A 24,889-nucleotide genomic window follows, 5' to 3' on the forward strand; every position below is an offset into this window, starting at 1 on the left:
CACCCTCTCACGACCGCGGATCGAGACCGCCGAGGCGCGCGCGGCGCCCCTGTTCCACGCGCCAGCGCGCATCCGCCACGGCCCGCGCCAAGCTCCGGATGCGCCATTGGCGATAGAGGGACAGGACAGGGTTGCGACCTAGCCCGGCTTGATGTCGGCTCAGGCGTCGCAGCAGGTCCGGCAGCTGCGCCGAAGCCGCGTCGCCGGTGGCGATGTCGATCGCCCGCAGTTCCGCCCGGAGCCCCGCTTTCCAGTCGTCCATGATGCCCCCTCTGCGCTGATCGCCCGACGCGACCGGGCCGCGGTTCCGAGCGGCCCGGCTGCCGGTCCTCCCGCGGCATGGCTACCCGGCGCCAAACCCCAGGGCCGGTCCGGTGGTGGCCCGGCAGGTGGTCCGTGCGGCGGACCGGACGTGGAGAATACGAGCGATGCGGTCGCGGGCAACGCGCAGTTCGCCCTGGCGCCCTGGCTCGGACACGCCGCCGGGCCGGCCTGCGCGCGGAGCACGGGCGCCGTCACCGGCCTTCCCGGGGCGGATGACCGGAGATCGCGCTCGCAAATCTCCGCAGGGCGCCCGTGGGTGCGACCTGCGCCGCGCCGATCTAGCGCCGCCGCAGCGCCCGCTTGGCGGCGGCGCGCGCGTCCCGCTCGAATCGGGCGAGCCGGAGGCGCCGCTCCAGGGGAATCACCTGCCGACCGGGCGGGACGGCGATGATCTCGGCGATCGGGGTCCGGTCGCGGTAGAGGCTTTCCAGAGCCGAACCGTCCAACGTCGCCGAGTCGAGGCGTTCGGCGAAGCGGGTCTCGTGGCAGGCCCGCACGATCTCGGCTTCCAGCAGGAGGCCCGGGGCGAGGCTGCGCAGGCCTTCGTCGTAGGCGGTCTTCAGCAGGGTCGCGGTGCCGCCGGTGAGGAGGGCCAGGCTGACGGCAATCGGCCGCCCGTCGAGGGTCAGCGCATCGGCCCGGACGCCGACCGGGCCCGGTGTCGCCGTGAACAGGGCGCCGGCGAGCGCGGCGCTCTCCGGGCGGCAGGCCATGGCGGTGCCGGCCTTTCCCTTCCAGCCGACGCGCTCCAGATCGAGAAATGCCGCAACGAGGCGGGCGAGGTCCGGTCCGTCCGCGGCGCTCACATGGGCGACGGCGCCGGTCTCCGCCAGACGGCGCGCCCGGCGGCGCAGATCCTTGAAGCGCGCCCGGTTGGGATGATCGGCGAGGAACGCCGCTTGGTCGGCGCGCCGGTCCATGACCGGCCGGTCGAAGGCCGCCACCGTGCCGATCGCCCAGCCGCGCCGGCGCATTTCCGCCAGCATGTCCGGCACGGCGCCTTCTCCGGTCGGCAGCAGAGGCCAGCGCCACGCCCGGCCACCGGAAGCCGCCTCGAGCCCGGCCACCAGCGCCCGCGCATGGGCCGTCCGGTCCGGGCCGTCGGCGATCAGCGGCGCGGTGGCGGTCACGTAGGGGGAGAGGAACGGCCGCAGGATCCGGCTGCCGAGACCGCACAGGTCGCGGGTCGGCGCATACGGCAGCAGCGCCACGAGCCGGTCTCCCTGGCGGACCGTGACATAGCGCAGAGCGGCCGACAGGAGTCCTGCGGCCCGATGGGCATCGATCACGTGCCGCGCGAAATGCGGATGCGGGGCGGTGCTCGCTGCGACCAGCGCATCCCAGGCGACGGGATCCGGTGCGTCGGTCAGCGCGAACGCGACGTCGGAGGGCGCGCGGAGGGGGTTCGCCGCGGTCATCGGGCCATCCCGGTGGCCCAGACCGGGGTCGGCAGCCCGTGGATCCGCCCGGCGGCCCGGGCCAGAAGGGCGGCCCGGCCCATGGTCGCGAGCGCCACCGCCATGGCGGCGCCGAGCGTCCCGAAGGCCGGAACCAGGGCGAGGCACAGACCTGCGGCGGCGACGAGGCTCCCCACGGTGATGCCGGCACAGAGCCGCTCGCCGCCCAGCATGGTGAGGAGGTCCTCTCCCGGCCCGAACAGGCTCGCTCCGACGCTGCCGGCGATCAGGATGCACAGGATCGGCACGCTGGCGCCGAGTCCCGGGCCGAACATGGCGAGCAGCAGGGGGCTGACGGCCAGGATCGCGCCGCCGACCACGAGCGTCGCGGCTGCCGTCATGCGGCCCTGGCGGCGGACCAGCTCGGCGAGCAGGAAGCGGTTGGCCTGTGCCTGGGCGGCGCTGTAGCGCTGGAGCGTCGCCGCGCTGACGGCGTAGTGGACGAACACGACGAATTGCTGGATCCGCGTCGCCGCGAAGTAGACCCCGACCTCCGCCGGGCTCACCAGGGCACCGAGCACGATGACGTCGACGAAGGTGAAGCCGGCATTGGCGAGGTCGATGGCGGCGATCGGCAGGCTCGTCCCCAGCCAAGCCCGCCACCGGTAGCGGTGCGGCCCGGCCGGCAGACTCCGCCGAAGCCGCGCGGCGAGCAGGGCAGCCTGCAGGCCCGTGGCGCCGGCGGCGGCGATCAGCATGCAGGCCATCGCCACCTCGGCGCGGGGCGGCGCGCCGAGCAGGATCGCCGCGATCATGCAGCCCATCATCAGGGTCTGGCGCAGGAGGTAGGGCGGCGCGATGGCGAGCCCGACCCAGTTCTGGCTGCGGGCCACGCCCTCGAGGTAATCCTGGAGCGCGAAGAGCGGCATCACGCCGAGCGCGACCGCGATCGGGGCCCAGTAGGCCGGGGCGAACAGGTCCGGTTCGAGCATCAGCAGGGCCGCACCGAGCCCCGCGATGGCGAGGGCCGCACCGCCGGTCACCAGGGCGCCGGCCCGGATATAGCCCCGCGCGAGGTCGAGATCGCCCTGCGCCTGATCGCCCGGCACGAAGCGGCAGGCGCCCTGCGACAGGCCAAGGGTCAGGGTATGGCCGAGCATCGCGGTCCAGACCCAGACCGAGGCGAAGATCCCGTAGGCGTCCCAGCCCATCATCCGGGCCGCGAGCACCTGCGCGCCGTAGGCGAAGCCGGCTGCCCCCACGCGGATCGCGAAGACCGTGAGGGCCGCCCGCTGGGGACCGATCTTCAGAGCCCGGAGGTGCCGGAACGCGCGGAGAGGGAGAGCCGTGGCTGACACTACGCGCTCCGCGCCCGTCCTGAACTCGGCGGGAGGCCGATCTCTGGCCGTCCGGTCTAGCCCGGGGCGCGTTGCGGCTCGGTTAAGGGCGGCTGGGCCGGGGCCGCCTTGGGTTCCTTCGGCGTCTCGGTCCGCATCAGGGAGGTTGCGATCGTCAGGGCGACATGCTCGGCCATGCACCGCAACCCGAGATCGTTGAGCCGAAACTGGCGGCCGAGCATGTGCCCCTCGCCCTTGTCCGTGCGGCTCGACAGGTAATGCAGCGCCTCGTAGCGTCGCACGAGCGGCACGCCCTGCTGGGTCGCGACGGTGCGGACCGCCTCGACGATCCGGTTGTAGTCGACGTCGGCCGCCATGCTGGCGGTATAGATCGGGTCGACCAGCACCACGTCGATTTCGTGAGAGCGGATCCAGCCGACGGCCTCGGCCAGCGCGCTCGCGAAGGCGTCGACGTCGACGCGTGCGATGGCATCGTGTGTGCCGACCTGCCAGACTACGAGGTCGGGCTCGGCCTCGGCCACCATGGTCCGCAGGCGCTCGGCGGCCCCGGAGGCGATCTCGCCCGGAAGGCCGCGATGGTCGATCGTCACGTCGACCTTCGGCAGAGCGTGCTCCAGGGCGGCTTCGAGCTTGGCCGGATAGGAGGCGGACGCCCCGGGCGCCGCGCTGCCGCCGATCGCCAGGATCTTGAGCGGGCGGTTCTCCGCCAGCGCCGCCTTGACGGCGCCGAGCTGGGCCACGGTGTACAATTGTGCGCCGGGAACCCGGCACTCCAGGGAGAGGGTTGGATCGCCCGGGGCTGGAATGGTGGGCTGCTCCGCCGCGGCCGATCCGCCCGGAATGCCCCACAGGCTGGCCGTCAGAATCCAGGTGGCCAGCGCCGGGGCGAGCCCGCCGGCGGCACCGGTCCGGACGGCCCGGGATGGGCGCACAGGATACCCCGCCCGCATCATGTCCGCGGTCGCGACGATCTGCTGCGGCTGCGCCATTCGACGAACCATGCCGTAAACCCCAGCCCGACGAGGCCCGAGCCGGCGACCAGCATATCGATCGGCACGCCGCCGCCAGTCTGGAAACGCACGAGCTGCCCGATCAGGCTCAGGATCGAACCCATCGAGAAGACAGCCAGCGAGTTCCGGCCCATCTGAGTTAGATAACCGACAATGCGACCGATTCGGGGGGCGAGTACCCTGTAAAGGGGCGCAAACGCTAACAATACCCCCAAGAAATGAAGCAGCCGGGCCGGTGTGAGGTAGGTCTTCTCGAACGTGAAGAGCAGGCGCGGCTCCGGAACGAGCATCGGATCCGGGCGGATCTCCGTCACCGCGAGCAGGATCCCGAGGAGAACGATGACGACGCCCATCGGAAACAGGCGTCTCGCCCAGCGGCGCAGGATATCGGAGCGCAGGTTCCAGCCCTGAAGCACGAAGCCGAGTACGAGCAGAAGCTGCCAGCAGAACGGATCGAAGAACCAGTCCCCTTCCCCCGGCCAGGACGGAAGGTTCCAGCCGAAGATGAGGCTGGCGAGATACACGCCCACGGAGAGCGCCAGGGCCGCGAGCAGGCTGACGCGCCCAACGAGCACGAAGACGGGCGCGATACCGATCAGCAGCACGTAGAGCGGAAGGATGTTGAAGTAGCCGAGCTGGTAGGTCAGCAGCGCCATGCCGCAGACCGATTGGATCGGGTCCGCAAAGAAGCCGCCGGCATTGTGCCATTCGAGGATGAGCGGGTTGTCGAGCAGCAGCGCCGCGCCCGCGATGATCGCCAGCGCCAGCAGCATGACGGTGAGCTGCGCCCGGTAGACCTCGACGGTGCGGGCCAGCAGCCGCACCACGCTCCGTCCGGGCGGCTCGGGGTTGCCGTCGCGACCCCGTGTGGCGATGCCGATCGACCAGCCCGCGAGGAACACGAACAGCTCGGCCGCGTCCGAGATGCCGTATTGCGAGAAGGTGTAGCGCTCGAAGGTGTTGCCGGGGATGTGGTTGATGAAGATCGTGATCAGGGCGAAGCCGCGCCAGAAGTCGATCGCGTTGGGGTCCCGCATCGTCGCGGCGGCTCCGGGTTTCGACGCTTCAGAATGTCGGCTGCGGGAACGCGGCTCCTGATACGGTGCCGCATCGGTTCTGCAAAGGCGAACAAAGGTAGGGATCGGCCCGTGGGGTCGAACCGGATGGTCACACCCGCGTTATGGCCCGGCACGGAGTTCCAGACAGATGACCCGACCGCTCACCACCCTCGGCCTCGCGATCTTCCTGCCAATCCTGGCGGCCAGCGCTGCGGCGGCGCAAGCTCAGACCGGCACCGGCGGCGGTCCCGCCTCGACGGCGACCGCGCCGAACACCTCCTCCCTCGGCCGTGTGATGCCGCCGAGCCGGGGGGCCGGCGCGGCGACGCCCGACGACCGGCGCACGCTCACGCCGAACGAGGCGCAGAACGATCGGATCATGCGGGGCATCTGCATCGGATGCGCTCCGAAATAGGAGGCGCATCCGACCGAGGGCACTCCGGCTACTTGCCGCGACGCAGCCGCAGGTCGTCCTCGCTCTCGCGGGCGAGGCGCAGCAGGTTCTGCCCGTAGGCGGTCTTGGCGAACATCTCGCCCCGAGCCACGAGCTGGTCGCGGGAGATGAAGTGCTGGAGGTAGGCGATCTCTTCCAGGCAGGCGACCTGCAGGCCCTGGCGGTGCTGCAGGGTGCGGACGAACTCGCTCGCCTCCAGCAGGCTGTCGTGGGTCCCGGTGTCGAGCCACGCATAGCCGCGCGACATGCGCTCCACGTGCAGTTGACCACGTTGCAGGTAGGCCTCGTTGACGCTGGTGATCTCCAGCTCGCCGCGGGCCGAGGGCTTCACGTCGGCGGCGATGTCGAGCACCTGATTGTCGTAGAAGTACAGGCCGGTCACCGCCCAGGTGGATTCCGGGTTTTGCGGCTTCTCGACGATCTTGGTCGGGCGGCCCGCCTTGTCGAGGTTGACCACGCCGTAAGCCTGCGGGTTGTCGACGTGGTAGGCGAAGACGGTCGCGCCCTGCTTGCGCGCGGCGGCGCGATCCAGGAGTTCGCCCATGCCGGCGCCGAAGAACAGGTTGTCGCCGAGGATCAGCGCCACGTCGTCGTCGCCCACGAAGTCGCGCCCGATGACGAAGGCCTGGGCGAGGCCTTCCGGCCGCGGCTGCAGCGCGTAGGAGAATTTCAGCCCGAACTGCTCGCCGGTGCCGAACAGGCGCTTGTAATTGTCGAGGTGCTCCGGCGACGAGATGATCAGGATCTCGCGGATGCCGGCCAGCATCAGCACCGAGACCGGGTAGTAGATCATCGGCTTGTCGTAGACCGGCAGGAGCTGCTTGTTGATCGACAGCGTGGCCGGGTGCAGGCGCGTGCCGGATCCGCCGGCCAGAACGATGCCCTTCATGGCTTGGAAACTCCCTCTGAAACCGGCCCGACGAGCCGGTCCAGGATATCGTCGAGCGCCGCCTGCCAGGCCCGCGGCGCGATGCCGTAAGCGGCCGTGAGGCTGTCGGTGGACAGGCGCGAATTGGCCGGCCGCCGGGCCGGTGTCGGATAGGCGGAGGTCGGGATGCCCTTGACCGGCACCGAGCGGCCGCCGCGGCGGGCCGAGCCCGCCACGATCGCTTCGGCGAAGCCGCACCATGTGGTGTCGCCGGCGTTCACGCAGTGGAACGTGCCGGTGGGAGCGTCCGCATCCCCGGCCATGCGCTGCGCGATCGTCGCGAGGGCGGCGGCGAGGTCGGTGGCCGAGGTCGGGCAGCCGTGCTGGTCGTCGACGACGGTCAGGGCATCGCGCTCGGCCGCGAGCCGCAGCATCGTCTTGACGAAGTTGCCCCTGTGCGGGCTCACCACCCAGGCGGTGCGGACGACGGCGTGGCGCGGATTGCCGGTGCGCACCGCCAGCTCGCCGGCGGCCTTGCTGGCGCCGTAGACGCTCTGCGGATCGATCGGTGCGTCGGGCGCGTAGGCCCCGTCTGGCTTCGTGCCGGCGAAGACGTAGTCGGTCGAGACGTGGACCAGCGGGATGGATCGCGCCGCCGTGGCGGCCGCCAGGATCGCCGGCGCGAGCGCGTTGAGGCGCCACGCCGCGACCACATCGGACTCGGCCTTGTCGACGGCCGTGTAGGCGGCGGTGTTGATCACCGCCCGGTAGTCGCGCGCGGCGAGCGCCGCCCCGACGGCATCCGCGTCGGTGATGTCGAGATCCGCGCGGCCCGGTGCGTGCACGCGGACGCCGTCCGGCCAGGACAGGGCCTGCAGCTCGGTGCCGACCTGGCCCGCGCCCCCGAGGACGAGGATGTCCATCAGCCGTTCAGTCCCAGGCGCTCGCCCTTGTACCGGCCCTCGCGGATCGGGCGCCACCAGCCCTCGTTGGCGAGGTACCAAGCGACGGTCTCCTCAAGCGCCTGCTCGAAGGTCTTCTGCGGGCGCCAGCCGAGTTCGGCCTCGGCCTTGGTGCAGTCGATGGCGTAGCGCCGGTCATGGCCCGGGCGGTCGGCCACGAAGCTGATCAGCTGCTCGTGCGGGGCGTTCTGCGGACTCAGCCGGTCGAAGGCCGCGCACAGCGCCTTCACCACCGCGAGGTTGTTGCGCACCGCCCGGCCGCCGAGCAGGTAGGTCTCGCCGATCCGGCCGCGTTCCAGCACGGCGACGAGGCCCTTGGCGTGATCCTCCACGTGGATCCAGTCGCGCTCGTTCAGGCCGTCGCCGTAGACCGGCAGCTTCTTCCCCTCCAGGGCGTTCAGGATCATCAGCGGGATCAGCTTCTCGGGGAAGTGCCGCGGCCCGTAATTGTTCGAGCAGTTGGTCACCAGCACCGGCAGGCCGTAGGTCTCGTGCCAGGCGCGGGCGAGGTGGTCGGAGGCCGCCTTCGAGGCCGAGTAGGGCGAGCGCGGATCGTAGCGGCTCTCCTCGGTGAAGAACGCGTCCGGCGGAAGCGAGCCGTAGACCTCGTCGGTGGAGACGTGGAGGAACCGGAAGCTCTTTTTGTCCGCCTCCGGCAGGGCTTCGTAATAGCCCCGCGCCCCATCCAGCATGGTCTGCGTGCCGATGACGTTGGTGCGCACGAAGGCGCCCGGATCGGTGATCGAGCGGTCGACGTGGCTCTCGGCGGCCAGATGCATCACCGCCTGCGGCTTGAAGTCGGCAAAGGCCTTCTGCACGGCGGCGCGGTCGCAGATGTCGGCCTCGACCAGGCGATGGCGCGGGTTGTCGGCGAGCGGCGCCAGCGAGACCGGGTTGGCCGCATAGGTCATCGCGTCGAGGGTGCAGACGTCGTGGCCGAGATCGTTGACGAGGTGCAGCACCAGCGCCGAGCCGATGAAGCCGCAGCCTCCGGTCACCAGGATGCGCATGGCGTGTCACCTCTTCGGATAGGTCAGAAACGGAATAGCCGGGCAGCGTAAGACTGGCCGGCGTGACGAAATTGCGGCCGGGCCGCGCGGTTCAGAAGACTTGGCCGAGATCGGCGAGGCGCGGGGCGCGGCGATCCTTGTCGGACAGGATGGCGGCCTCGCCCGAGACCGGCCACGGGATCCCGACTTCGGGATCGTTCCAGGCGAGCGCCCGGTCGTGCTCGGGGCTGTAGTATTCGTCGACCTTGTAGGCGACCATGACGTCGGGGGTCAGGGTGCAGAAGCCGTGGGCGAAGCCGTGCGGGATGTAGAGCTGTTCGCCCGTCTCGGCGTCGAGAGTCACGGCGACGTATTTTCCGTAGGTCGGCGACCCGCTGCGGATGTCGACCGCGACGTCGAGGATCGCGCCCTGGAGCACGCGGATCAGCTTGGCCTGGGCCCGGGGCGCGATCTGGAAGTGCAGCCCGCGGATCGTGCCCTGCGGCGCCGAGAAGGACTGGTTGTCCTGTACGAACGGCGTCGTGATGCCGACCCGCGCCAGGGCGTCGGCCCGGAACGTCTCGGAGAACCAGCCCCGCGTGTCGCCGAAGCGCTTCACCGCGATGCGCTTCACGTCCGGGATCTCGGTCTCGATGACGTCCATGCCAGCGCCCTTCTTGCGGATCCCGTCGCGAGGTCCAGCGGACGTCTCCGCATCGGTCGTTCCGGGCCGCGCGCCCGCCTTGCCGACCACAACCTCGGTGATGCCCCGCGACTTCCGGTCATTCGCCGTCCGTGTCAAGGCGTGCCCGCTGCTGTGGCGTGCGTGCGAGGAGCCGATGACGACCGGACCGGCATCCGCGGTGGAGACCCTGCTGCGGGCCCAAATGGCCGATCCGGCCTGCACGTGGAGCCTCGGCAGCTACGGAGCCGGCGCCGTCTTCGCGCGGGACCCTGACGAGGCGGCCCGGCCCCTCGAGAATGGGGGGATCGGCATCGTCACGGCCCGGGGCGCCCTCGCCCTCGTGGTGCCGCCGGATCTCAGGCCGTTCGCCTACGAGACCGGTTTCAACGACGGCTGGAGCCAAGCGGTCGCGCTCTGCCTCCCCGAAGCGGCCTGTGCCATGGGCGGGCGCACCGTACTGACCGAGCTGGGGCCCGATGCGGCGGCAATCCGGCCGCAGGACCGCGCCGCGTCCCTGTTCGACCTCGGCCTCGGCCTGCGCGCCGTGGATGCCTGCCTGCGGGTGGCCGATCCCGAAGGCATCCGTAGGCTTCGGGCGCTGGCGGGCCGGCCGCTCCTGGCGTCCGGCGATGCGGGAATCCTGCGGTCGCTCGCGGCGCACCCGGATCGGGTCTTCATCACGCGCTGCGGGCGCATCGAGGTCTTCGCCCCGGGGCCCGATCCGGCCGAAGCGGGGTCCGGACCGCAGAGCCACGTCCTGCCGCAGCTGCTGCGGCTCGGACGGACCCATGCGGCCACCGCGCCGATCCCGCAGGGCTGGGTGCCCTGCGGCGCGTTCCATCCGGCGCATCCGGCCCGGGATCGGCCCGGTCGGCCGATCCCGTTCGATGCCGGACGCCACGCGGCGTTCGCGCTGGTGCTCGACGCCTGGGGCGATCCCGCGCTGGTCGCCCTGCGCCGCACGATCCTGGCCGGGCAGGATCCCGATCCGTCGCACGTCAACGGACGGTTCGCCCGCCTGGCGCTCCGAGCGGCGCGCGCCCAGCGGAGGGCCATGGCCGGCTGAGCGGGACGTCACAGGTCCGGCGGCGCTGGCACGAAGAGCGGCGCCAGCTCGGGCTGGCCGCCGGCCGGCATCCACGCTCCCCCGAGCGGATGGATCGGCGTGTCCGCCCGCAGGGCGCCCGAACGCGCCATGCCGACGAGCGCGGAGAGCGGGAACGGCCCCGTCACCGCGTCGCGATAGAGATAGAACCGCATCGCCGTCTCCTCCGGCGGGGCCGGCGGCGTCCGATCCACCAGGCGCAGCAGGGCGTCGGTCGCGAAGGCCGCCGGATCGACGGTCGGGAGGTGGCGCTCGGCCTCGCCCCGGGCGACCCCGAAGAAGGCCGCGACCTTGTCGAGGCCGGCCTGAGCGGCGGCTTCCTCGAAGTCCAGACTCCCGCGTGTGGCGAGCACGGCTCGACTCAGCGCCGAGTAGTTCAGCGAGAACAGGGCCGTCATGGCGGTGCGGTCCGGGCCCGGCGGCGCTTATTTGCGCATCTTGTGCAGGATGCGCGGCGACGTGCGCCCGGGAACCTGACCGTCCTGGTCGAAGGTCCCGATCGCGATCGTGCCCACCGGTACGCGGATGGCGGCCGCCAGTGCCTCGACGAAGGGCCGGAATTGCGAGCCCTCGGCGCTCAGGAACGGCTCCATCCATCCGGGATCCTGAACGAGCACGAACTGATGGGCGGCGGCCTGGACCGGGGGCGACCAGAGGACGAGCAGCGCGAGCGCCGCGCGGGTCGGAAGCGACCTCATGCCGTCTGAAGCCGCAGCGCGTGGCAGCTGCGCCCGGACCGGGTCCAGAGGTACAGCGCGTTGTCGTGCAGGAGCGCGTCGGCGTCGCCGCGTGACGCCACCTCCAGGGTGATCGGAAGGCGGTGAAGGCCAACCCCGTGGGCATGGTGCAGGACGTGGCCGATCACCGGTTCGCGGAGAGCGGCGCCCTTGAGGAATCCGGCGCGCGGAGCGTCGATGTCCAGGGCGAGGAGCACGGTATCGCGGGGCAAGGCCAGCAGCGGAACGAGGAGAGCGCCCGCATGCGCTCCGAGCGTGAGCGTCTCGGCCGGCGGCTGCCAGGGCAGCTCGAAGCGGTCCGCGCCCCAGTCGGCGACGGGTCCGGCGGCGAGGCGCGGCCCGTCGAGGGGCGGAGCGTCCGGTCCGGCGTCACTGCGGCGAGGTGGCAGCGACCCTCCAGGATGCCGAGCTGGTGGTGCTGGCCGGCCCGGTCGCGCCACGGCGCCTGCGCGGTGATCGGCGCGAAGCCGTCCGGCCAAGCAACGAAAGCCGCGCCTGCGCCGCCAGCCCGGAACGCGACGAACCCGTCGAGTCCAGTCCAGAACATGTCGCCCAGGCGGTTTGTCCAGGGACCTGAGAACCGGCTTCCGGACGCGGATCTGTCGAGGTCCAGCAGGGCGAGGGCATCCGAGCCGACCGTGCCGCGGCACAGGATGAGCCGCCCGTCCCGTTCAGCTAGGACGAGGAGGTCGATCCCGTCCCAGCCCGGAGCGGAGAGAAAGCGCAGGCGCGGTAGGCCGACTTCGCCGGAGGCGAGGCGGAGACCGAGTTGCGGAAGTCCTGCCGCGACCAGCGCGTCGGCGGTGGTGTAGGCGATCGCGGCGGGAGACGCCGTCGGCGTGGTTCGCGGTGCAGCGGTGGGCAGACGGCCGAGGGGCAGGAACGTCCGGCCGTCCCAGGTGTCCAAGGCGCCCAGGTTTTCCTGAAACAGGTAGAGCGCGGCCGGGCGCCCGGCCCGGAGCAGCGCCGGCACGCCGCTCGGCAGAGGAAGCTCGTTCAAGCTGCCGCGGTCGATGTCGAGCGTGGCCGGCTGCTCGGCCGTTGCGGGGTTGCGCAGGATCTCGCCGGTTGCCGGTGCGTGGGTGAAATGCGCTGGATAGGGGCGGGCTTGGGTGTCCCGCCGGATGCCGAGCTGGGCGATCCGCGCGTCATCCGCGGCGATGCGGATTCCGTTTATCTCGGCCGCCACCGGTATCCCGCCCCGGAAATGCCAGAGCTGACGGCCGGACAGGTTCGTCACATGCGGATCGGGATCGACCGGCCAGATCCCGTGGCATTCGGAAGCGTGCGCATTCCGCGCTGGCGCGGAGGTGATCCTCGGCTGTAAGAAAGATCCATCGGCGCTCAACGGCCCTGTGCCGCAGCTGAAACACAGGGCTGATCGTTTCCGATTCTCCGCGCGATGGGAAGAGCACTGTCGAGCGGCATCCCACGTCTTGCGCTGATCTTGTCAGGGAATGTCAATGATCTTGTGGGATTGCAGCGACAGCCGCCAGCGGGCATCGCGGCGGCAATAGGCGATCGCCGCCTCCGTGCTGGCGGCCCGGTCCGGCCCGTCCATGGGCTGGAGGAAGCGGTGCTGGAATGCGAGCCCGACGAAAGCCGCCGGATCGGCGTCCGCCTGCGGATAGACGAGCTTCAGTTCATGGCCGGAGGTCTGCGCCAGGGCGTTGCTTCCCTTGGGGCTGACGCAGATCCAGTCGATACCGGGCGGCGCGGGCAAAGTCCCATTGGTTTCGATCGCGATCTCGAACCCGGCCGCGTGGACGGCCTCGATCAGGGGCGTGTCGAGCTGGAGCAGCGGCTCGCCGCCGGTGAAGACGACGTAGCGGTTCTCGGCGCCTCCCGCCCAGGTGGCGGCGATCGCGTCCGCGAGAGCCGCCGCATCCGTGAAGCGGCCGCCGCCCTCCCCGTCCATCCCGATGAAATCCGTGTCGCAGAATCGGCAGGCCGCTGACGCGCGGTCGGCTTCGCGACCGGACCACAGGTTGCAGCCGGCGAAGCGGCAGAACACGGCGGCGCGGCCGGCCTGGGCGCCCTCACCCTGAAGTGTGTGGAAAATCTCCTTGACCGCGTAAGCCACAACTGTCCCAGTCACGTCCGCGCGCGGTCCGCTCCGCGCTCTGACTGCACATAAGCCGTGCCTGGCCGGTGGGCCACCGACAACCGCGCCGAGCAGACTCGCGGTGCGATCTCGCCTTGCTCTTGCCATGGTGGACTCGTTCATGCCGAGATGCAGTCCGGCGACCGCTTTCGGCCGGCCGGGTTGCGCCGCTCTCCGGCTGGCCGGCCGGAAAACCGACGCCCCGCGGCGTCGACCAGGCGATCCTCTGATGAGTCGGGCTCGAATGTCCTCTTCTCTCTACCGACGCGTCACCGTCGGGTTTGCGGCGCTGACGGGTCTGCTCGGGGCGGGCCTGATCGGGATCGGCGCCGCGAATGCCGTGACGGTGCCGATCCTCGTGGCGGACGTGGATTCCGGCAAGGTGATCTACGCGCAGGCGCCGACCGATCCCTGGTATCCGGCCTCGATCACCAAGCTGATGACCACCTACGTCGCCCTGGATCTCGTGCGGCAGGGCAAGGTCTCGCTCGATTCGATGATCACCATCTCGGCCGCCGCCGCCGCCGAGCCGCCCTCGAAGATGGGCTTCAAGCCGGGGACACAGCTCACCCTCGACAACGCCCTGAAGATCATCATGGTCAAGTCGGCGAACGACGTCGCCTACGCGATCGGCGAGTCGCTCGGCGGCACCGTCGACAACTTCGCCGCACTGATGAACGAGACCGCCCAGCGGATCGGCATGCATGACAGCCGCTGGTACAATCCCAACGGCTTGCCCGATCCGCGGCAATGGACCTCCGCCCGCGACATGGCGGTTCTCGCCCGGTCTCTGATCCGCGATTTCCCGGATTCCCACGACCTGTTCTCGATTTCGGCGATCCAGTTCGGCCGCGCCGTGATGGCGAACCACAACGGGCTGCTCGGACGCTATCCCGGCACGGATGGCATGAAGACCGGCTTCATCTGCTCGGGCGGCTTCAACGTAGTGGCGACCGCCACGCGTAACGGTCGGCGGATCGTCACCATCGTGATGGGGCAGCCGAGCCCGCGCGAGCGCGACGTGAAGGCCGCCGACCTGTTCGACTACGCCTTCGGCCAGAGCGCCGGCTGGACGAGCCCGACCCTCGATGCGCTCCCGGCCTCGGCCTTGTCCGCGCCGCCGGACATGCGCCCCTTCATCTGCGGCGGCAAGAAGCCACCGGCCATCGAGGACGGGGCCGGCGCGCTGAGCGCCCCCGGTTCCGCTGCGCAGCTGATCGGCGGCTCGGCGGCGAATTCGCCGGCGCTGGCGCTGGCCGCCTTCTCCAATCCTGCCCTGCGGGCCCGCTCCCTGCCGCCGCGGGCGCCGCTTCAGCCGATCGCCGTCTGGATCGGCCGCAACCCGGCCGAAGGCCAGAACATCCTCGACGCGCAGGAGGCCGAGCAGAAGGCCGCCGCCGCCAACACCCGCGCCGCCAAGCTCGAGGCCGCCAAGGCCAAGCGCGCGGCGGCCCTTGAGGCGGCCAAGCAGGCCCAGGCGGCCCGGCTCGAACGCGCCCAGGCCGCGAAGGCCGCCGCCAAGACTGCCCCGAAGGTCGCCGCGAAGCCGGGTCACGGCGTGCCGCGGAACGCGAGCGCCTACACGGCCGATGAGACGCCCGGGATGCCCGAGGCCAAGCCCGGCAAGGGCCTGACCAAGTCCGCGCCGAAGGCCGCCGCCCACAAGTCCGGGTCGACCAAGGGCGAGACCAAGGGCGATGCAAAGCCCGATGCCAAGGCGGCGGCCAAGGCGCCGGCCAGGAAGCCGGCCGCCAAGAAGGCCGCGGCGGACGAGTAGGCCATCGCGGGTGTCCGGCGTGGCGCCGCGTTGCCGCGGAGCCCGACGCACCCCACTTCGCCGCCTATGTCAGACACCATCGTGCCCGCTCCGGACCCGCGTCGCCCGGAGCCTATCCCGCTGACCGTGCTCACCGGCTTCCTCGGCGCCGGAAAGACCACCCTGCTGAACCGGCTGCTGCGCGATCCCGCGCTCGCCGACACGGTGGTGATCGTCAACGAGTTCGGCGAGATCGGCCTGGATCACCTGCTCATCGAGACCGTCGACGAGGACATGATCCTTCTCGGCGCCGGCTGCCTGTGCTGCACGGTGCGGGGCGACCTGATCGCCACCCTCGAGGATCTGCTGCGCAAGCGCGACAACGGCCGGATACGGCCGTTCCGGCGCGTGGTGATCGAGACGACGGGCCTCGCCGATCCGGCACCGATCCTCCACGCCTTGATCTACCATCCCTATCTGGTGCTCCGATACCGCCTCCAGGCCGTGGTGACCCTGGTGGATGCGCTGACCGGCGCCGAGACCCTCGACGCCCATCCGGAGGCCCTGCGGCAGGCCGCGGTCGCCGATCGGATCGTGCTGACCAAGACCGATCTCGCGGGCGACCTGTCGGGCATCCGCGCACGCTTGGCGGCGCTCAACCCGGCCGCCCCGATCGTCACGCCGGACGCCCCCGCGGAGGCGCTCCTCGGGGGTCTATTCGGTCTCGACGGCAAGGCGGCCGACGTGCGCGCCTGGCTCGGCGACGCGGCGCTGGCGCAGGATCGCCACCACGCCGACGTGAACCGCCACGACGCCGCGATCCAGGCGATCTGCCTGACCAGCCCGGCGCCCGTGCCGCGCCCCGCCTTCGAGATGTTCATGGACCTCCTGCGCTCCGGCCACGGTCCGAAGCTGCTGCGGCTCAAGGGCATCGTCGCCCTTGCCGACGATCCCGAGCGCCCGCTCGTCGTCCACGGCGTCCAGCACGTGTTCCACGCGCCGATCACGCTGCCGGCTTGGCCTGATCCAGACCACACCTCGCGGCTCGTGCTGATCCTGCGCGATCTCGATCCCGCCTTCGTGCGCCAGCTCTGGGACGCCTTCCTGGGCCGTCCCCGGATCGACGCGCCGGACGCCGCGGCGCTCACCAACAACCCCCTGGCGATCCCCGGCCCCTGACGCCGGCGGGCGGCACCATCCTTGAAGCCATCGAGCCGAATGGCGCCCCTGAGGCGCCGGATCGTCCCGGATCGGGACGGATCGTCGACAGGCAGGACACGCGATGGTGCGACGCTTCACCGTGATACAGGGCGGCCTGTCCGAGCGGGCAGACGACACGGCAATTTTGGATGCCGGAGCCGGTCCGCAGGCCGAGACGTGGCGGGTCGATCTTAAGCGGCCCGGTGCCGTGGACGCGGCGGCGGTCGCCGCCTGGCGGGCCATGCTGGTGCGCAACGCTGTCAGCGATCCGCTGCGCGACCCGGATCATCTCCTGCCGCTGGCCCAGCATCGTCCGGCGACGCGTTCCGTCGCCGTCGCCCTGGCCTGGAGCCGGGATGCGCGCGACGGCCGCGAGACGCTGCGCGGGGTCGTCCCGCTGGCGATGCCCCATTCGGTCTGGGGCGGCCGGGCCCGGCCCTGGCAGCCCGCGGAGCCTGACGCCGCAGCCCTGGTGGAGCACGCAGCCGCCGAGGCCGTGGACCGGGCCTTACGGGAACGGCTCGGGGCGCTGCGCCGCCCGCTCCGCCTGGTCGGTGAGTCCGCGCCCGTGCAGGATCCGGGACCGCCGCGTCCCATCCTGGCGGCGAGCCGTCCGGCGCGACCGCGTTCGGTTCCGGCCGGGAACCTGATCGGCATCCGCCCGGCAGGCTGGGAGCCCGCGGAGTCCGAGATTCTGGCCGTGACCGAACCAGCCGCCGTCCGCGATGCGGTCGAGACCTTCCTCGCCCTCGACGCCCGGACGGCCGCGCGGCCGATCATCGCCGACCCGGCCGAAGCATCGCTGGTCCGGGTGGTCACCCGGCTGTTCGCCCGTCGCGGCGCGCTGCAGGTCGAGTTCCGGCGCCGGGCCGGCGCAGTCGTGTCCGGAACACTCCACCTCTGCGCCGGCTCCAACGCGGTACCCTGGCGGCGGGCCCGGGCCTGAGCGGTCAATCCGCCGCGCGCAGGGAGCCTGTCGCGGGAGGCGTCCGAACCCTAGCTGGCGCCCATGACCCGCGACCTGACCCATGGCATTCGATCCGCTCCGCGCCGGAAGGCCGCCGCGGGACCGGCGTCTGAAGCCGGTCAGGCGGGAGACGCCGCCACGGTGGCCGCGGTCCTCGCGCGTCTCGCGGACAGGGATCCGGATCCGAAGGCCGGATTCGACCGCACCGACCCGTTCCGCCTGCTCGTGACCGTGCTGCTCTCGGCCCAGTCCACCGGACCGACCGTTTCGCGGGTCGCAGAGGCATTGTTCGCCGAGGTCCGCGACCCCGCCGGCATGGTGGCGCTCGGGGAAGCCCGGATCGTCGAGATCATCCGGCCGGTCGGGCTCGGGCCATCCAAGGCGCGCAACATCGTCAAGCTGTCGGCGGCCTTGGTGGCGGATTACGGCGGCGGCGTCCCGCGCAGCGCCGCGGAGATGCGCCGCCTCCCGGGGATCGGCCGCAAGAGCGCGGAGGTGACGGCGAACTTCGCCTTCCACGAGCCGGTGATCGCGGTCGACACCCATGTCTTCCGGGTTTCGAACCGGATCCCTCTGGCCCCGGGCCCGACGGTCGACGCGGTGGCCGACGGCCTCGCCCGGAGCGTGCCGGAGGGCTTCAAGGACAATGCACATGTCTGGCTGTTCCGACACGGGCGCGACATCTGCACCGCCCGGAAGCCTGCCTGCCCCCGATGCCCCGTCTCCGACCTGTGCGCCTGGCCGGGCCGATCGACGGCCTAGCCGCTACTCGTCTTCGCCGAAGCGGTTGGCGAGCAGGGCCTCGATGGCGTCGAGACAGTCTTCCGCATCCGGGCCCACGGCCGTGACGGCGATGCGTGTGCCCATGGCGGCCCCCAGCGTCAGCAAGCCCATGATGGAGCGTCCGCCCACGGTCTCGCCCGCCCGGGTCACCGTCACGGCGGCGTCGTAGCGTTCAACGGTCTGGACGAACTTCGCGGATGCGCGGGCATGGAGGCCCCGCCTGTTGATGATCGGGAGCTTGCGGAGAAGGCCGCCCTCCGGAACCGGCGGATCGTCATCCGTCTCGAAAAGCTCGTCCATCGTCCGTCGTGTTTCCCGCCCGATCGGCGGCCCTGGCGGCCGCCTGTGCCGAACCTAAACCATTGACCGGGCGTGTCGATCCCGCAGCCTTGCTGAGGACGCGCAAGCCGGTCCTGTGGATCGTGCCGGCTACCACTCGTACTCGGCGCCGACGCCGAGGCTGGTGCGGCCGTCGCTCCCGGCCTCGCCCTTCAGCTTGATCCGGCGGGTGACGTCGAAATCGACGCCGACGGCCGTGTCGGCAGGCTTCGCCCCGGCCTTCACGCCGACGCTGACCCGATCCGAGATGTAGCGCGAGGCGCCGATCGCCGGCCCGCCGCTCGCGCCGGTGGAAACGTCGAGGCTGTCGAGGCCGAGGCTCTTGCGGGCCTGCTCGAACATGTCGGGCCCCGCGGCGCCCCCGGAGAGCTGGGCGACCGCCTGGGCGAGCTGCAGGGCCTGGAACGGCGACAGGCCGGCCGACGCCTTCTTGAACAGGATCCGCGACAGGATCTCGTCCTGCGGCAGGGCTGGATCCGAGGTCAGGGAGAATTGCGGTGCGTCCGCGAAGCCGGAGACCGCGATGCGGGCGGTCACGTCGGTGGCCTTGGTCTCGGCGACGAAGTCGAGTTCCGGCGTGGTCAGGCTGCCCGCGAAGGTCAGCCGGCCGCGGCTGAAATCCAGGCGCTGGCCGACAAGCTCGAACTGACCGCGCCGCAGCGAGAAGGCGCCGTTCGCGTTGGGCGACGCGGAGGTTCCGGTGACACGCAGCGCGCCGCCGAGTTCCGCGTCGATGCCCCGCCCGCGGACGAAGATGCGGCTCGGCGCATCGATCGTCACGTCGAGGGTGGCGTCGAACGGCACGGCCGGCTTTCCGGACCGCCGCCCGGGACGTGCCGCGGCCTTCCTCTCCGCCCGCTGCGCCAGGCGCGCGCGCAGCTCCGGCGGCGTGTTGACGTGGCGGACCCCCGGCAGCGGCCGGATGGTGGCTGGGAGCCGATCCGGGACCGCGACATCGATCGACACGACATCCACGCGACCGGCGATCCGCGGTGTCCGCGCCAGCGGACCCGCCAGCGTGACGTCGACGCTCGACACGGCCGTCATCAAGGGGCTCGACACGAGTTCGGCCTTGTCGGCAACGACATGGAAACTGCCCGGGAAGTCGGGCGCGAGGGAGACGCGGCCGGTGACCGAGACCCGGCCGCCGTTGCGGGCGCTCGCGGTCAGGCGCTCGACCACGACGCTGTCGCCCCGACCGGTGACGCGCCCCTCGATCCCGGTGAAGCGGAGGCCGTTCAGCGGATCGGTGAAGCTGCCGCCGGTCAGCACCGCCGCGCCCTGCGCCCGCGGCGCCGCCAGCGTACCGGTGACGCCGCCGTCGATGGCAACCTTGCCGGTGACGCTCTGGCCGCCGACGCTGAGCAGGGAATTGGCGAGGGATGCGTCCAGGATCCCGCGTGCGCGCAGGTCCAACGGCCCCCCTGCCTCCACGGGCAGCGATCCCGAGACCGTCAGGGCGACGCCGCGCCCTGCCGTCACTCGACCGTCCAGGCTCGCCTGCCCATCCGACAGAGTGCCCTTGGCGGTGGCGTCGATCGCCGGAAGTCCGGCCTGCCGCGTCTGCGGGGCGACGAGCTTCGCGACGCTGATCGCGTAGCGTCCCTCGGGGCGCGTGACAGGCCCGTGGAGATCGGCTTCGCCGTCCAGGGTCCCCGAAAGGGCGAGGCTCGGCGCGGCGATCCGGGCGAGCGACAGGGGTAGCGACCGGATCGCCACCCGCAGGTCGAGAGCCTGCCCGACACGGCCCGCGGCCGTGATGCGACCCGCGCCCGCCGCGATGGACAGGCCGTCGATCACGGCGCCGCCGTCCCGAAGCGTGATCGCCGCCGGCCCGGTGAGGGCGAAGCGATCGCCGCCCCGGGCGGCCGACAGACGCTGGATCTCGATCCGCGTGTCCTCGGCCGGAACGACCCGCGCGGCGCCATCGAGATTGAAGCCGCGCGACCGGGCGGTCAGGGTCACGTCGCTGAAGGCGGGGCTGCCGTTGGCGAGGAGCCGGATCGTGTCGACCTGCTGGCCGGCGGCCACAAGCCGGTCGGCTTCGAGCCGCCCTTCGAGAACGGGATGCGCGCGCAGATCGCGGCCCGAGAGATCCGCATCGAGACGCGCGAGGCTGGTCTCCCCGTATCGGAGCGCGGCCCCGGTGACGCGGATGGCCGCATCCTGGCGGCCGCCGTCACGGGCGAGGGTCAGCGCGGCGTCGAGTCGGCCCGTGACCGGCTCCGGGACCAGGGGCGCGATGTCCGTCAGATCGCCGGCCCGCACGGTGAGCGCGCCGGCCGACAGCCACGTGTCGGCCGCGACCATGGCGTGGCCCGCGACGGCGACAGAGCCGAGATCGAGACCGAGCCGGTCGAGGACCCAATCGCCGCCGACGCGCGCGAGGTGGGCACCGCCCGTGAGCGTCTTGCCGGCGACGTCGCCGCTGAGTCGGACCGTTCCGTCCGGGGCGAGGAGCGCGTCCCGCAGGACCGCCTCGGCGCGCAGGTCCCGGATCGGCTTTCCCGCCGCGGTGGCGGACGGCGCCGTCAGAGCCGCGGTTACATCCGGATGTTCCAGGGATCCGGTCAGGCGCGCATCGATGCTGGCCTTGCCGGTGAGGCGTCCGTCGAGATCCCCGAGGCTCCTGAGATCGAGCCGCCCGGTGACATCCGCCCGGGACGCCGTCGCCTCGCCCTGCAGGGTCGCGGCGACGCCGGCCCCCTCCAGGCGCAGATGGTCGAAGCCGTAGCCGTCGAAGGTCTGGGAGACGCGCCCCTGAAGGGTCGGTGCGCGGCCGAGGGTGCGGTCGGCGGCCTGGATCCCGGTGACGAGGCCGCTCGTGGTCACGGCGAGGTCGGCCGCGAGGGCCTTGCGCGCCGGATCGCCGCTCAGCCGCGCCTTGGCGTCGAGGCTGCCCGCAAGGCCCTGGCCCGCGAGACCCGAGAACACCGAGAGGTCCGGCAGGGCCGCGTCTACGGTGCCCGTCAGGGTGTTCTGGCCGACGCGACCGACATAGGCCGCCCGCGCCGTGTCGGAGTCGAGCCGGAGCGCCGCGATATCGATCACGCCGTCGGCGCCGGCCGAGGCGCGGAGCGTCACGTTGGCCCGGCTGCCGATCGCCCGGCGCAGGGCCGGATCGGCGAGCTTCAATCCCTCGACCCGGCCGTCCGCCGTGATGGCGAAACGCTGCGCCGATGGGTCGCCCTGCGGGTCGATCCCGAGGCTGGCCTCGATCCGGTCCAGGCTGGAATCGCGGCTGCGCAGGGCAGCCGCGTCGAGGCGGCCCCGGACCGTCGGTGCCGCGAGCGGTCCCTTCAAGCTGCCGTCGAAGACGAGCTTGCCGATCTCGGCCTCGCCGGCCCGGGTGACGTCGCCCTCCGTGGGCAGGGCGCGGGCTTGGAGCGTCAGGTCGGCGACCCGGTCGCGGGTCAGGCTGCCGCCGGCGGCCAGACGCGCCGTGCGGGAGGTCAGTTCCAGCCGGTCGATCCGGAAGGCGCCGCTATCCGCGAAGGCGATGCCGCCGTCGAGCTTGGTGGTGCCGGCGAAGATCGCGGCCGCCGGGCCCGGCATCAGGCCCTCGATCCGGGCCGCGAGATCCAGGGCGAGGCGCCGCTCGGCCCCGATCCGGGAGATCTTCGCACCGCCCTTGGCACCGATGTCGGGTCCGGCCGTGAAGTCGAGCTTGGCCCCCCAGGCGTCCAACGTCCCGGTTCCATCGAGTTCGAAGTCGATTGGCGGCGTGCCGGGCAGGTTGGCCGCCTTCGAGAGCAGGCCGCCTGCCGGCTCCACGAGGTTCGCCTTCAGCTCGAGCCGCTCGCCGTTCGGCACGAACAGCAGCGACAGCAGGAAGCGGCCCGGCGCGTCGAGGCGCAGGGCCCTGGCCTGGAGGTCGAGCCCTTCGCTGGCGGCGCCGAGCTTCGCCCGGCCCTCCGCGGACAGCCGCGCCGGCTGCCCGGCCACCGCCTCTCCCAGCGTCAGCTCGGCCAGCTTGAAGCCCTTGATCTCGACCTTGACGGGCAGGTCCGGGAGCAGCCGGCCATCGGGCTTCGCTTCGGGCGGCGGTGGACCGGGGATCGGTCGCCGCAGCACGTCGAGATGCTCGATCTCGAGGCTGTCGACCTCCAGGCGTCCCGACAGAAGAGCGAGCCGGCGCCAGACGATGCGGGCCCGGTCGAGTTTCAGCCAGACGCCGTCGCGGTCGCTGATCGCCACGTCCCGGATGGTGGCGTCGGAGGACAGGGCGCCGTCGATGGCGCCGATCGCCACCCGGGACGAGGGCGTCGAGAGCGCCCGCGACAGGAGTCCGCCGAGCACGGACTTGTCCCCCTCTTCGGCGGAGGTCAGCGTAACGGCCCAGGGCAGCGCCAGAATCAGGCAGACCAGGACGAGGCCAAGCCACCGGCCGCCGCCGCGGTTCGGCGTGGCGCGGCGTCGCGTGAGTCCGGTCCGAAGAGCCATTCAGAACGCCTGTCCCAGGCTGAGATACAGGACGGCCGGCCGCACGTGCCCGCCCTTATAGGGATCGAGCGGGAAGGCGAGATCCGCGCGGATCGGGCCGATACCGGTGTAGTAGCGCAGGCCGATGCCCACGGATTTGCGGATCTTCTCATCGAAATCCGGCGTCGCCGAGGCGAAGGCGGTGCCCGCGTCGAAGAACGGCACCACGCCGATCGTGTCCGTGACCTTGATGCGCGCCTCGAGGGAAGCCTCGAGCAGGCTGCGGCCGCCGATCGGGAGGTTGTAGGGGCCGATTGGTCCGAGGGTCCGATACGGATAGCCGCGCACGGAGCCGCCTCCGCCGGCGAAGAACCGGAAATTGTCCGGGATTTCTCCCAGCGGCGCCCCGGAGACCGAGCCGAACCCGATGCGGCCGGCCAGGATCATGCGGGCTTCGTCGTCCAGGGCGTAGTAGGTCGAGCCCTGCGCCTTGGCCACGACGATCCCGGGCGACGAGATCGCGCCGGGATAGACCGCCAGCGACGCGATCGCCCGAATGCCCCGCGTCGGGTCGAGGAGGCTGTCGGTGGAATCGTAGGTCACCGAGGCGGGGACGCCGATCAACCGGTAATTGACGGTACCGAGGGCATCCTTCGACCGGCCCGCCTGGGCGTCGAGCCCGATCTGCGCCGAGAACGTGTCCGAGAAGCGGTGGCGGATCGCCCCAGAGACACCGCCGCCATCCACGAGATAGCTCTGCTGCACCTCACGCGTGATGAAGGCGTTGGCCAGCAGATCGTTGCGTGTGCCCCACAGGGCCGGCTGGACGTAGGTCGCCGAGAGCCGTCCGCCGAGGCCGTTCGTGCCGATTCCCGCAACCTTGCGCTGGTTGGCGAAGGGGTCGTTGCCGAGGCCCAGATAGTAGATGTCGGCGTCCACCCGGAAGGACTCGCCGCCACCGAACAGGTTGCGATTGGCGTAGTAGGCCCGCACGCCCGGCCCGTCGACGGTGGAATAGCGTGCCGAGACACCCACGAGGTTGCGCTCGCGTTCGGTGACCTCGACGAACAGCGGCAGGTTTCCGTCGGCGTCGAGCGCCGTGCCCTCGCGGACGCGCACGCCGCCGATGCCCTCGATCCGCGCCACCGACCGGCGGATCGCCGCCACCGCCTGGGGCGAATACGGGTCGCCCGGTTCGGCATAGATGAAGGAGCGGATGGTCGCCGGTTCGATCCCCGGTGCGCCGCTCACCGCGACCGGACCGAGACCTGCGACCGAGCCCGGCGCCACCGTGAAGGTCACGTCCATGACGTGGGCGGAATCGTCCACTACGGGGTCGCGGGCGACGACTTTGGCGAAGGGATGGCCCTGCGCGCGGAACTGGTCGACGATCTGCGCTTCCCGGGCGAGCACGGTGACCGAGCGGGCCGGAACATCCTCGTCCACGCGGGTGATCCGCGCGGGCAGGACGGATTCCGGAAACGGGTTGCCCGCCGGATCGCGCACGGTGATCCGGCGGAGATGGTAGAGGGGGCCGAGATCGACCGCGATCCGGACCGGGACGAGGCCGCGGTTGCGCCATGCCTCCGCGGCGGCGACCGCGACCGGTGCCTGCTCCGCCACCGGCGCGCCGTCGATCCGGATCGTGACGGTTCCCTGATAATAGCCGTAGCCCGACAGCACGTCGGCGAGCTTGGCGCGGTCGGCTTCTGCCCGACGCAGCAATCCCTCACCGTCGGGCGGTGGATCCTGCCTCAGGCGATGCAGGGTGGACGTGTCCTGCAAAGCCCGGAGCACGTCGGAATCGTCGGTCCCGGTGATCCGCAGCGTGTATGGCAGCGCGGTCGGACTCGGCGGCGGCGGTTCGGGCTCGCTGGCGAACAGACCGAACAGGTCGAAGGCGCGTGCGGGTTGAGCGCCCGCAGCGACCAGCAGGGCGAGGGCCAGGGCAGCCAGCCTCGGCGGCGATGCGCGACGCATCCCCGGACGGACCGCACGATGAATGGGAGCGGAGACGCGCAAACCGCGGTCTTCAGCTCCGATCGAGGTCGGCCGTGCCGCCCGCCTGTGAGATCATTGCCGCTCCCCCCTTACGCCGTGTCACGACGTACCCCGCCTCATCTTAAGGCCAGGTGCCTTCCAGGCCAACACCTCCACGGTCGCTGCTCAGAGGCCGCGCTCGAAAACCGGGACTGTCTACCCTTGGCGAGGCTTTCCGAGATGGGGACCAGAGAAGCGGGTCGGATCCGGCGGTGAGATGTCCGGCCTCCCCTCCCCTGCCGGAAAGCGGTGACCTGCGCGGCGTGCATCCGCACGATGACCGGAAGGGGCTGATCGACGGCGCCGAACGAAAAAACCCGCCGCGCTTTTG

The 24,889-nt window shown here is 71.6% G+C and carries 23 protein-coding genes; 6 read left to right on the plus strand and 17 right to left on the minus strand.

Annotated elements, in window-relative coordinates:
* Positions 1-7: 7 nt before the first annotated feature.
* The 5 genes from MCBMB27_RS09450 to MCBMB27_RS09470 form a co-directional block, all read right to left on the minus strand.
* Complete coding sequence (locus MCBMB27_RS09450; RefSeq protein WP_075380281.1) at positions 8-262, minus strand: hypothetical protein; 255 nt, start codon at positions 260-262, stop codon at positions 8-10.
* A 340-nt stretch (positions 263-602) separates the two neighbouring features.
* Positions 603-1,742 (minus strand): GNAT family N-acetyltransferase, encoded by a 1,140-nt coding sequence (locus MCBMB27_RS09455; RefSeq protein ID WP_075380282.1) that lies wholly within the window; start codon positions 1,740-1,742, stop codon positions 603-605.
* Complete coding sequence (locus MCBMB27_RS09460; RefSeq protein ID WP_083683434.1) at positions 1,739-3,079, minus strand: lipopolysaccharide biosynthesis protein; 1,341 nt, start codon at positions 3,077-3,079, stop codon at positions 1,739-1,741. Before MCBMB27_RS09460 ends, MCBMB27_RS09455 begins: the two co-directional genes overlap by 4 nt.
* Positions 3,080-3,135: 56 nt before the next feature.
* Positions 3,136-4,068: an SGNH/GDSL hydrolase family protein gene (locus MCBMB27_RS09465; RefSeq protein ID WP_051976117.1), complete on the minus strand. Its 933-nt coding sequence runs from the start codon at positions 4,066-4,068 to the stop codon at positions 3,136-3,138.
* A complete protein-coding gene (locus MCBMB27_RS09470) occupies positions 4,029-5,126 on the minus strand; it encodes an OpgC family protein (protein ID WP_043350697.1) in 1,098 nt (365 codons plus the stop codon). Before MCBMB27_RS09470 ends, MCBMB27_RS09465 begins: the two co-directional genes overlap by 40 nt.
* 169 nt (positions 5,127-5,295) lie before the next feature.
* Between MCBMB27_RS09470 and MCBMB27_RS09475 the strand changes: the two genes are divergently transcribed.
* Entirely contained in the window at positions 5,296-5,562 is a 267-nt protein-coding gene (locus MCBMB27_RS09475) for a hypothetical protein (protein ID WP_051044598.1), read from the plus strand.
* Between the two features lie 28 nt (positions 5,563-5,590).
* On the opposite strand, the gene rfbA is transcribed toward MCBMB27_RS09475, so the two are convergent.
* From rfbA to rfbC, 4 genes are all read right to left on the minus strand, one after another.
* Positions 5,591-6,490, minus strand: a complete 900-nt coding sequence (gene rfbA / locus MCBMB27_RS09480) for a glucose-1-phosphate thymidylyltransferase RfbA (protein ID WP_043384277.1) — start codon at positions 6,488-6,490, stop codon at positions 5,591-5,593.
* Positions 6,487-7,392 (minus strand): dTDP-4-dehydrorhamnose reductase, encoded by a 906-nt coding sequence (gene rfbD / locus MCBMB27_RS09485; protein WP_075380283.1) that lies wholly within the window; start codon positions 7,390-7,392, stop codon positions 6,487-6,489. The genes rfbA and rfbD overlap by 4 nt, the downstream gene beginning before the upstream one ends.
* A complete protein-coding gene (gene rfbB, locus MCBMB27_RS09490; protein ID WP_075380284.1) occupies positions 7,392-8,441 on the minus strand; it encodes a dTDP-glucose 4,6-dehydratase in 1,050 nt (349 codons plus the stop codon). Before rfbB ends, rfbD begins: the two co-directional genes overlap by 1 nt.
* Before the next feature lie 91 nt (positions 8,442-8,532).
* Positions 8,533-9,084, minus strand: coding sequence for a dTDP-4-dehydrorhamnose 3,5-epimerase (gene rfbC, locus MCBMB27_RS09495; protein WP_075380285.1), 552 nt, complete (start codon positions 9,082-9,084; stop codon positions 8,533-8,535).
* Positions 9,085-9,259: 175 nt separating this feature from the next.
* On the opposite strand from rfbC, the gene MCBMB27_RS09500 reads away from it, so the two are divergent.
* Positions 9,260-10,171, plus strand: a complete 912-nt coding sequence (locus MCBMB27_RS09500) for a DUF6925 family protein (protein ID WP_075380286.1) — start codon at positions 9,260-9,262, stop codon at positions 10,169-10,171.
* Positions 10,172-10,179: 8 nt separating this feature from the next.
* Here MCBMB27_RS09500 and MCBMB27_RS09505 read toward each other — a convergent pair whose 3' ends face one another.
* The 5 genes from MCBMB27_RS09505 to queE all read right to left on the minus strand — a co-directional run bounded on the left by MCBMB27_RS09505 (position 10,180) and on the right by queE (position 13,030).
* Positions 10,180-10,608, minus strand: coding sequence for a DUF4339 domain-containing protein (locus MCBMB27_RS09505; RefSeq protein ID WP_075380287.1), 429 nt, complete (start codon positions 10,606-10,608; stop codon positions 10,180-10,182).
* 27 nt (positions 10,609-10,635) lie between these two features.
* On the minus strand, positions 10,636-10,908 hold the full coding sequence (locus MCBMB27_RS09510; protein WP_075380288.1) for a hypothetical protein: 273 nt from the start codon (positions 10,906-10,908) through the stop codon (positions 10,636-10,638).
* On the minus strand, positions 10,905-11,075 hold the full coding sequence (locus tag MCBMB27_RS30545) for a hypothetical protein (protein ID WP_236952939.1): 171 nt from the start codon (positions 11,073-11,075) through the stop codon (positions 10,905-10,907). Before MCBMB27_RS30545 ends, MCBMB27_RS09510 begins: the two co-directional genes overlap by 4 nt.
* Entirely contained in the window at positions 11,072-12,187 is a 1,116-nt protein-coding gene (locus MCBMB27_RS09520) for a hypothetical protein (protein ID WP_075380290.1), read from the minus strand. The genes MCBMB27_RS30545 and MCBMB27_RS09520 overlap by 4 nt, the downstream gene beginning before the upstream one ends.
* 210 nt (positions 12,188-12,397) lie before the next feature.
* Complete coding sequence (queE, locus tag MCBMB27_RS09525; protein WP_075380291.1) at positions 12,398-13,030, minus strand: 7-carboxy-7-deazaguanine synthase; 633 nt, start codon at positions 13,028-13,030, stop codon at positions 12,398-12,400.
* 265 nt (positions 13,031-13,295) lie between these two features.
* Here queE and MCBMB27_RS09530 point away from each other — a divergent pair, with 265 nt between their 5' ends.
* The 4 genes from MCBMB27_RS09530 to MCBMB27_RS09545 all read left to right on the plus strand — a co-directional run bounded on the left by MCBMB27_RS09530 (position 13,296) and on the right by MCBMB27_RS09545 (position 17,736).
* Entirely contained in the window at positions 13,296-14,828 is a 1,533-nt protein-coding gene (locus MCBMB27_RS09530; protein WP_075380292.1) for a D-alanyl-D-alanine carboxypeptidase family protein, read from the plus strand.
* Between the two features lie 66 nt (positions 14,829-14,894).
* On the plus strand, positions 14,895-15,986 hold the full coding sequence (locus MCBMB27_RS09535) for a CobW family GTP-binding protein (protein ID WP_075380293.1): 1,092 nt from the start codon (positions 14,895-14,897) through the stop codon (positions 15,984-15,986).
* A gap of 103 nt (positions 15,987-16,089) precedes the next feature.
* The gene (locus MCBMB27_RS09540) at positions 16,090-16,953 is read left to right on the plus strand and encodes a hypothetical protein (protein WP_075380294.1); all 864 of its coding nucleotides are present in this window, start codon (positions 16,090-16,092) and stop codon (positions 16,951-16,953) included.
* 162 nt (positions 16,954-17,115) lie between these two features.
* Entirely contained in the window at positions 17,116-17,736 is a 621-nt protein-coding gene (locus MCBMB27_RS09545) for an endonuclease III domain-containing protein (protein WP_236952940.1), read from the plus strand.
* Between the two features lie 3 nt (positions 17,737-17,739).
* On the opposite strand, the gene MCBMB27_RS09550 is transcribed toward MCBMB27_RS09545, so the two are convergent.
* From MCBMB27_RS09550 to MCBMB27_RS09560, 3 genes are all read right to left on the minus strand, one after another.
* Positions 17,740-18,057 carry an HPr family phosphocarrier protein gene (locus MCBMB27_RS09550; protein WP_043349643.1) on the minus strand — a complete coding sequence of 106 codons (318 nt, stop codon included), beginning with the start codon at positions 18,055-18,057 and terminating at the stop codon, positions 17,740-17,742.
* A 129-nt stretch (positions 18,058-18,186) separates the two neighbouring features.
* The gene (locus MCBMB27_RS09555; protein WP_075380296.1) at positions 18,187-22,539 is read right to left on the minus strand and encodes a translocation/assembly module TamB domain-containing protein; all 4,353 of its coding nucleotides are present in this window, start codon (positions 22,537-22,539) and stop codon (positions 18,187-18,189) included.
* Positions 22,540-24,498, minus strand: a complete 1,959-nt coding sequence (locus MCBMB27_RS09560; protein WP_083683437.1) for an autotransporter assembly complex protein TamA — start codon at positions 24,496-24,498, stop codon at positions 22,540-22,542.
* Between the last annotated feature and the right edge of the window lie 391 nt (positions 24,499-24,889).

Origin of the sequence: Methylobacterium phyllosphaerae (assembly GCF_001936175.1) — a bacterium.
GTDB lineage: Bacteria > Pseudomonadota > Alphaproteobacteria > Rhizobiales > Beijerinckiaceae > Methylobacterium > Methylobacterium fujisawaense.

Excerpts from the sequence above, each read along its gene's own strand:
- MCBMB27_RS09500 (WP_075380286.1), top strand. The coding sequence starts at position 9,260 with ATGACGACCGGACCGGCATCCGCGGTGGAGACCCTGCTGCGGGCCCAA.
- MCBMB27_RS09560 (WP_083683437.1), bottom strand. The coding sequence starts at position 24,498 with ATGCGTCGCGCATCGCCGCCGAGGCTGGCTGCCCTGGCCCTCGCCCTG.
- MCBMB27_RS09470 (WP_043350697.1), bottom strand. The coding sequence starts at position 5,126 with ATGCGGGACCCCAACGCGATCGACTTCTGGCGCGGCTTCGCCCTGATC.
- rfbD (WP_075380283.1), bottom strand. The coding sequence starts at position 7,392 with ATGGACATCCTCGTCCTCGGGGGCGCGGGCCAGGTCGGCACCGAGCTG.
- MCBMB27_RS09510 (WP_075380288.1), bottom strand. The coding sequence starts at position 10,908 with ATGAGGTCGCTTCCGACCCGCGCGGCGCTCGCGCTGCTCGTCCTCTGG.
- MCBMB27_RS09455 (WP_075380282.1), bottom strand. The coding sequence starts at position 1,742 with ATGACCGCGGCGAACCCCCTCCGCGCGCCCTCCGACGTCGCGTTCGCG.
- MCBMB27_RS09555 (WP_075380296.1), bottom strand. The coding sequence starts at position 22,539 with ATGGCTCTTCGGACCGGACTCACGCGACGCCGCGCCACGCCGAACCGC.
- rfbA (WP_043384277.1), bottom strand. The coding sequence starts at position 6,490 with ATGAAGGGCATCGTTCTGGCCGGCGGATCCGGCACGCGCCTGCACCCG.
- MCBMB27_RS09535 (WP_075380293.1), top strand. The coding sequence starts at position 14,895 with ATGTCAGACACCATCGTGCCCGCTCCGGACCCGCGTCGCCCGGAGCCT.
- MCBMB27_RS09475 (WP_051044598.1), top strand. The coding sequence starts at position 5,296 with ATGACCCGACCGCTCACCACCCTCGGCCTCGCGATCTTCCTGCCAATC.
- MCBMB27_RS09450 (WP_075380281.1), bottom strand. The coding sequence starts at position 262 with ATGGACGACTGGAAAGCGGGGCTCCGGGCGGAACTGCGGGCGATCGAC.
- MCBMB27_RS09465 (WP_051976117.1), bottom strand. The coding sequence starts at position 4,068 with ATGGCGCAGCCGCAGCAGATCGTCGCGACCGCGGACATGATGCGGGCG.
- MCBMB27_RS09505 (WP_075380287.1), bottom strand. The coding sequence starts at position 10,608 with ATGACGGCCCTGTTCTCGCTGAACTACTCGGCGCTGAGTCGAGCCGTG.
- rfbC (WP_075380285.1), bottom strand. The coding sequence starts at position 9,084 with ATGGACGTCATCGAGACCGAGATCCCGGACGTGAAGCGCATCGCGGTG.
- MCBMB27_RS09540 (WP_075380294.1), top strand. The coding sequence starts at position 16,090 with ATGGTGCGACGCTTCACCGTGATACAGGGCGGCCTGTCCGAGCGGGCA.
- MCBMB27_RS09550 (WP_043349643.1), bottom strand. The coding sequence starts at position 18,057 with ATGGACGAGCTTTTCGAGACGGATGACGATCCGCCGGTTCCGGAGGGC.
- MCBMB27_RS09530 (WP_075380292.1), top strand. The coding sequence starts at position 13,296 with ATGTCCTCTTCTCTCTACCGACGCGTCACCGTCGGGTTTGCGGCGCTG.
- rfbB (WP_075380284.1), bottom strand. The coding sequence starts at position 8,441 with ATGCGCATCCTGGTGACCGGAGGCTGCGGCTTCATCGGCTCGGCGCTG.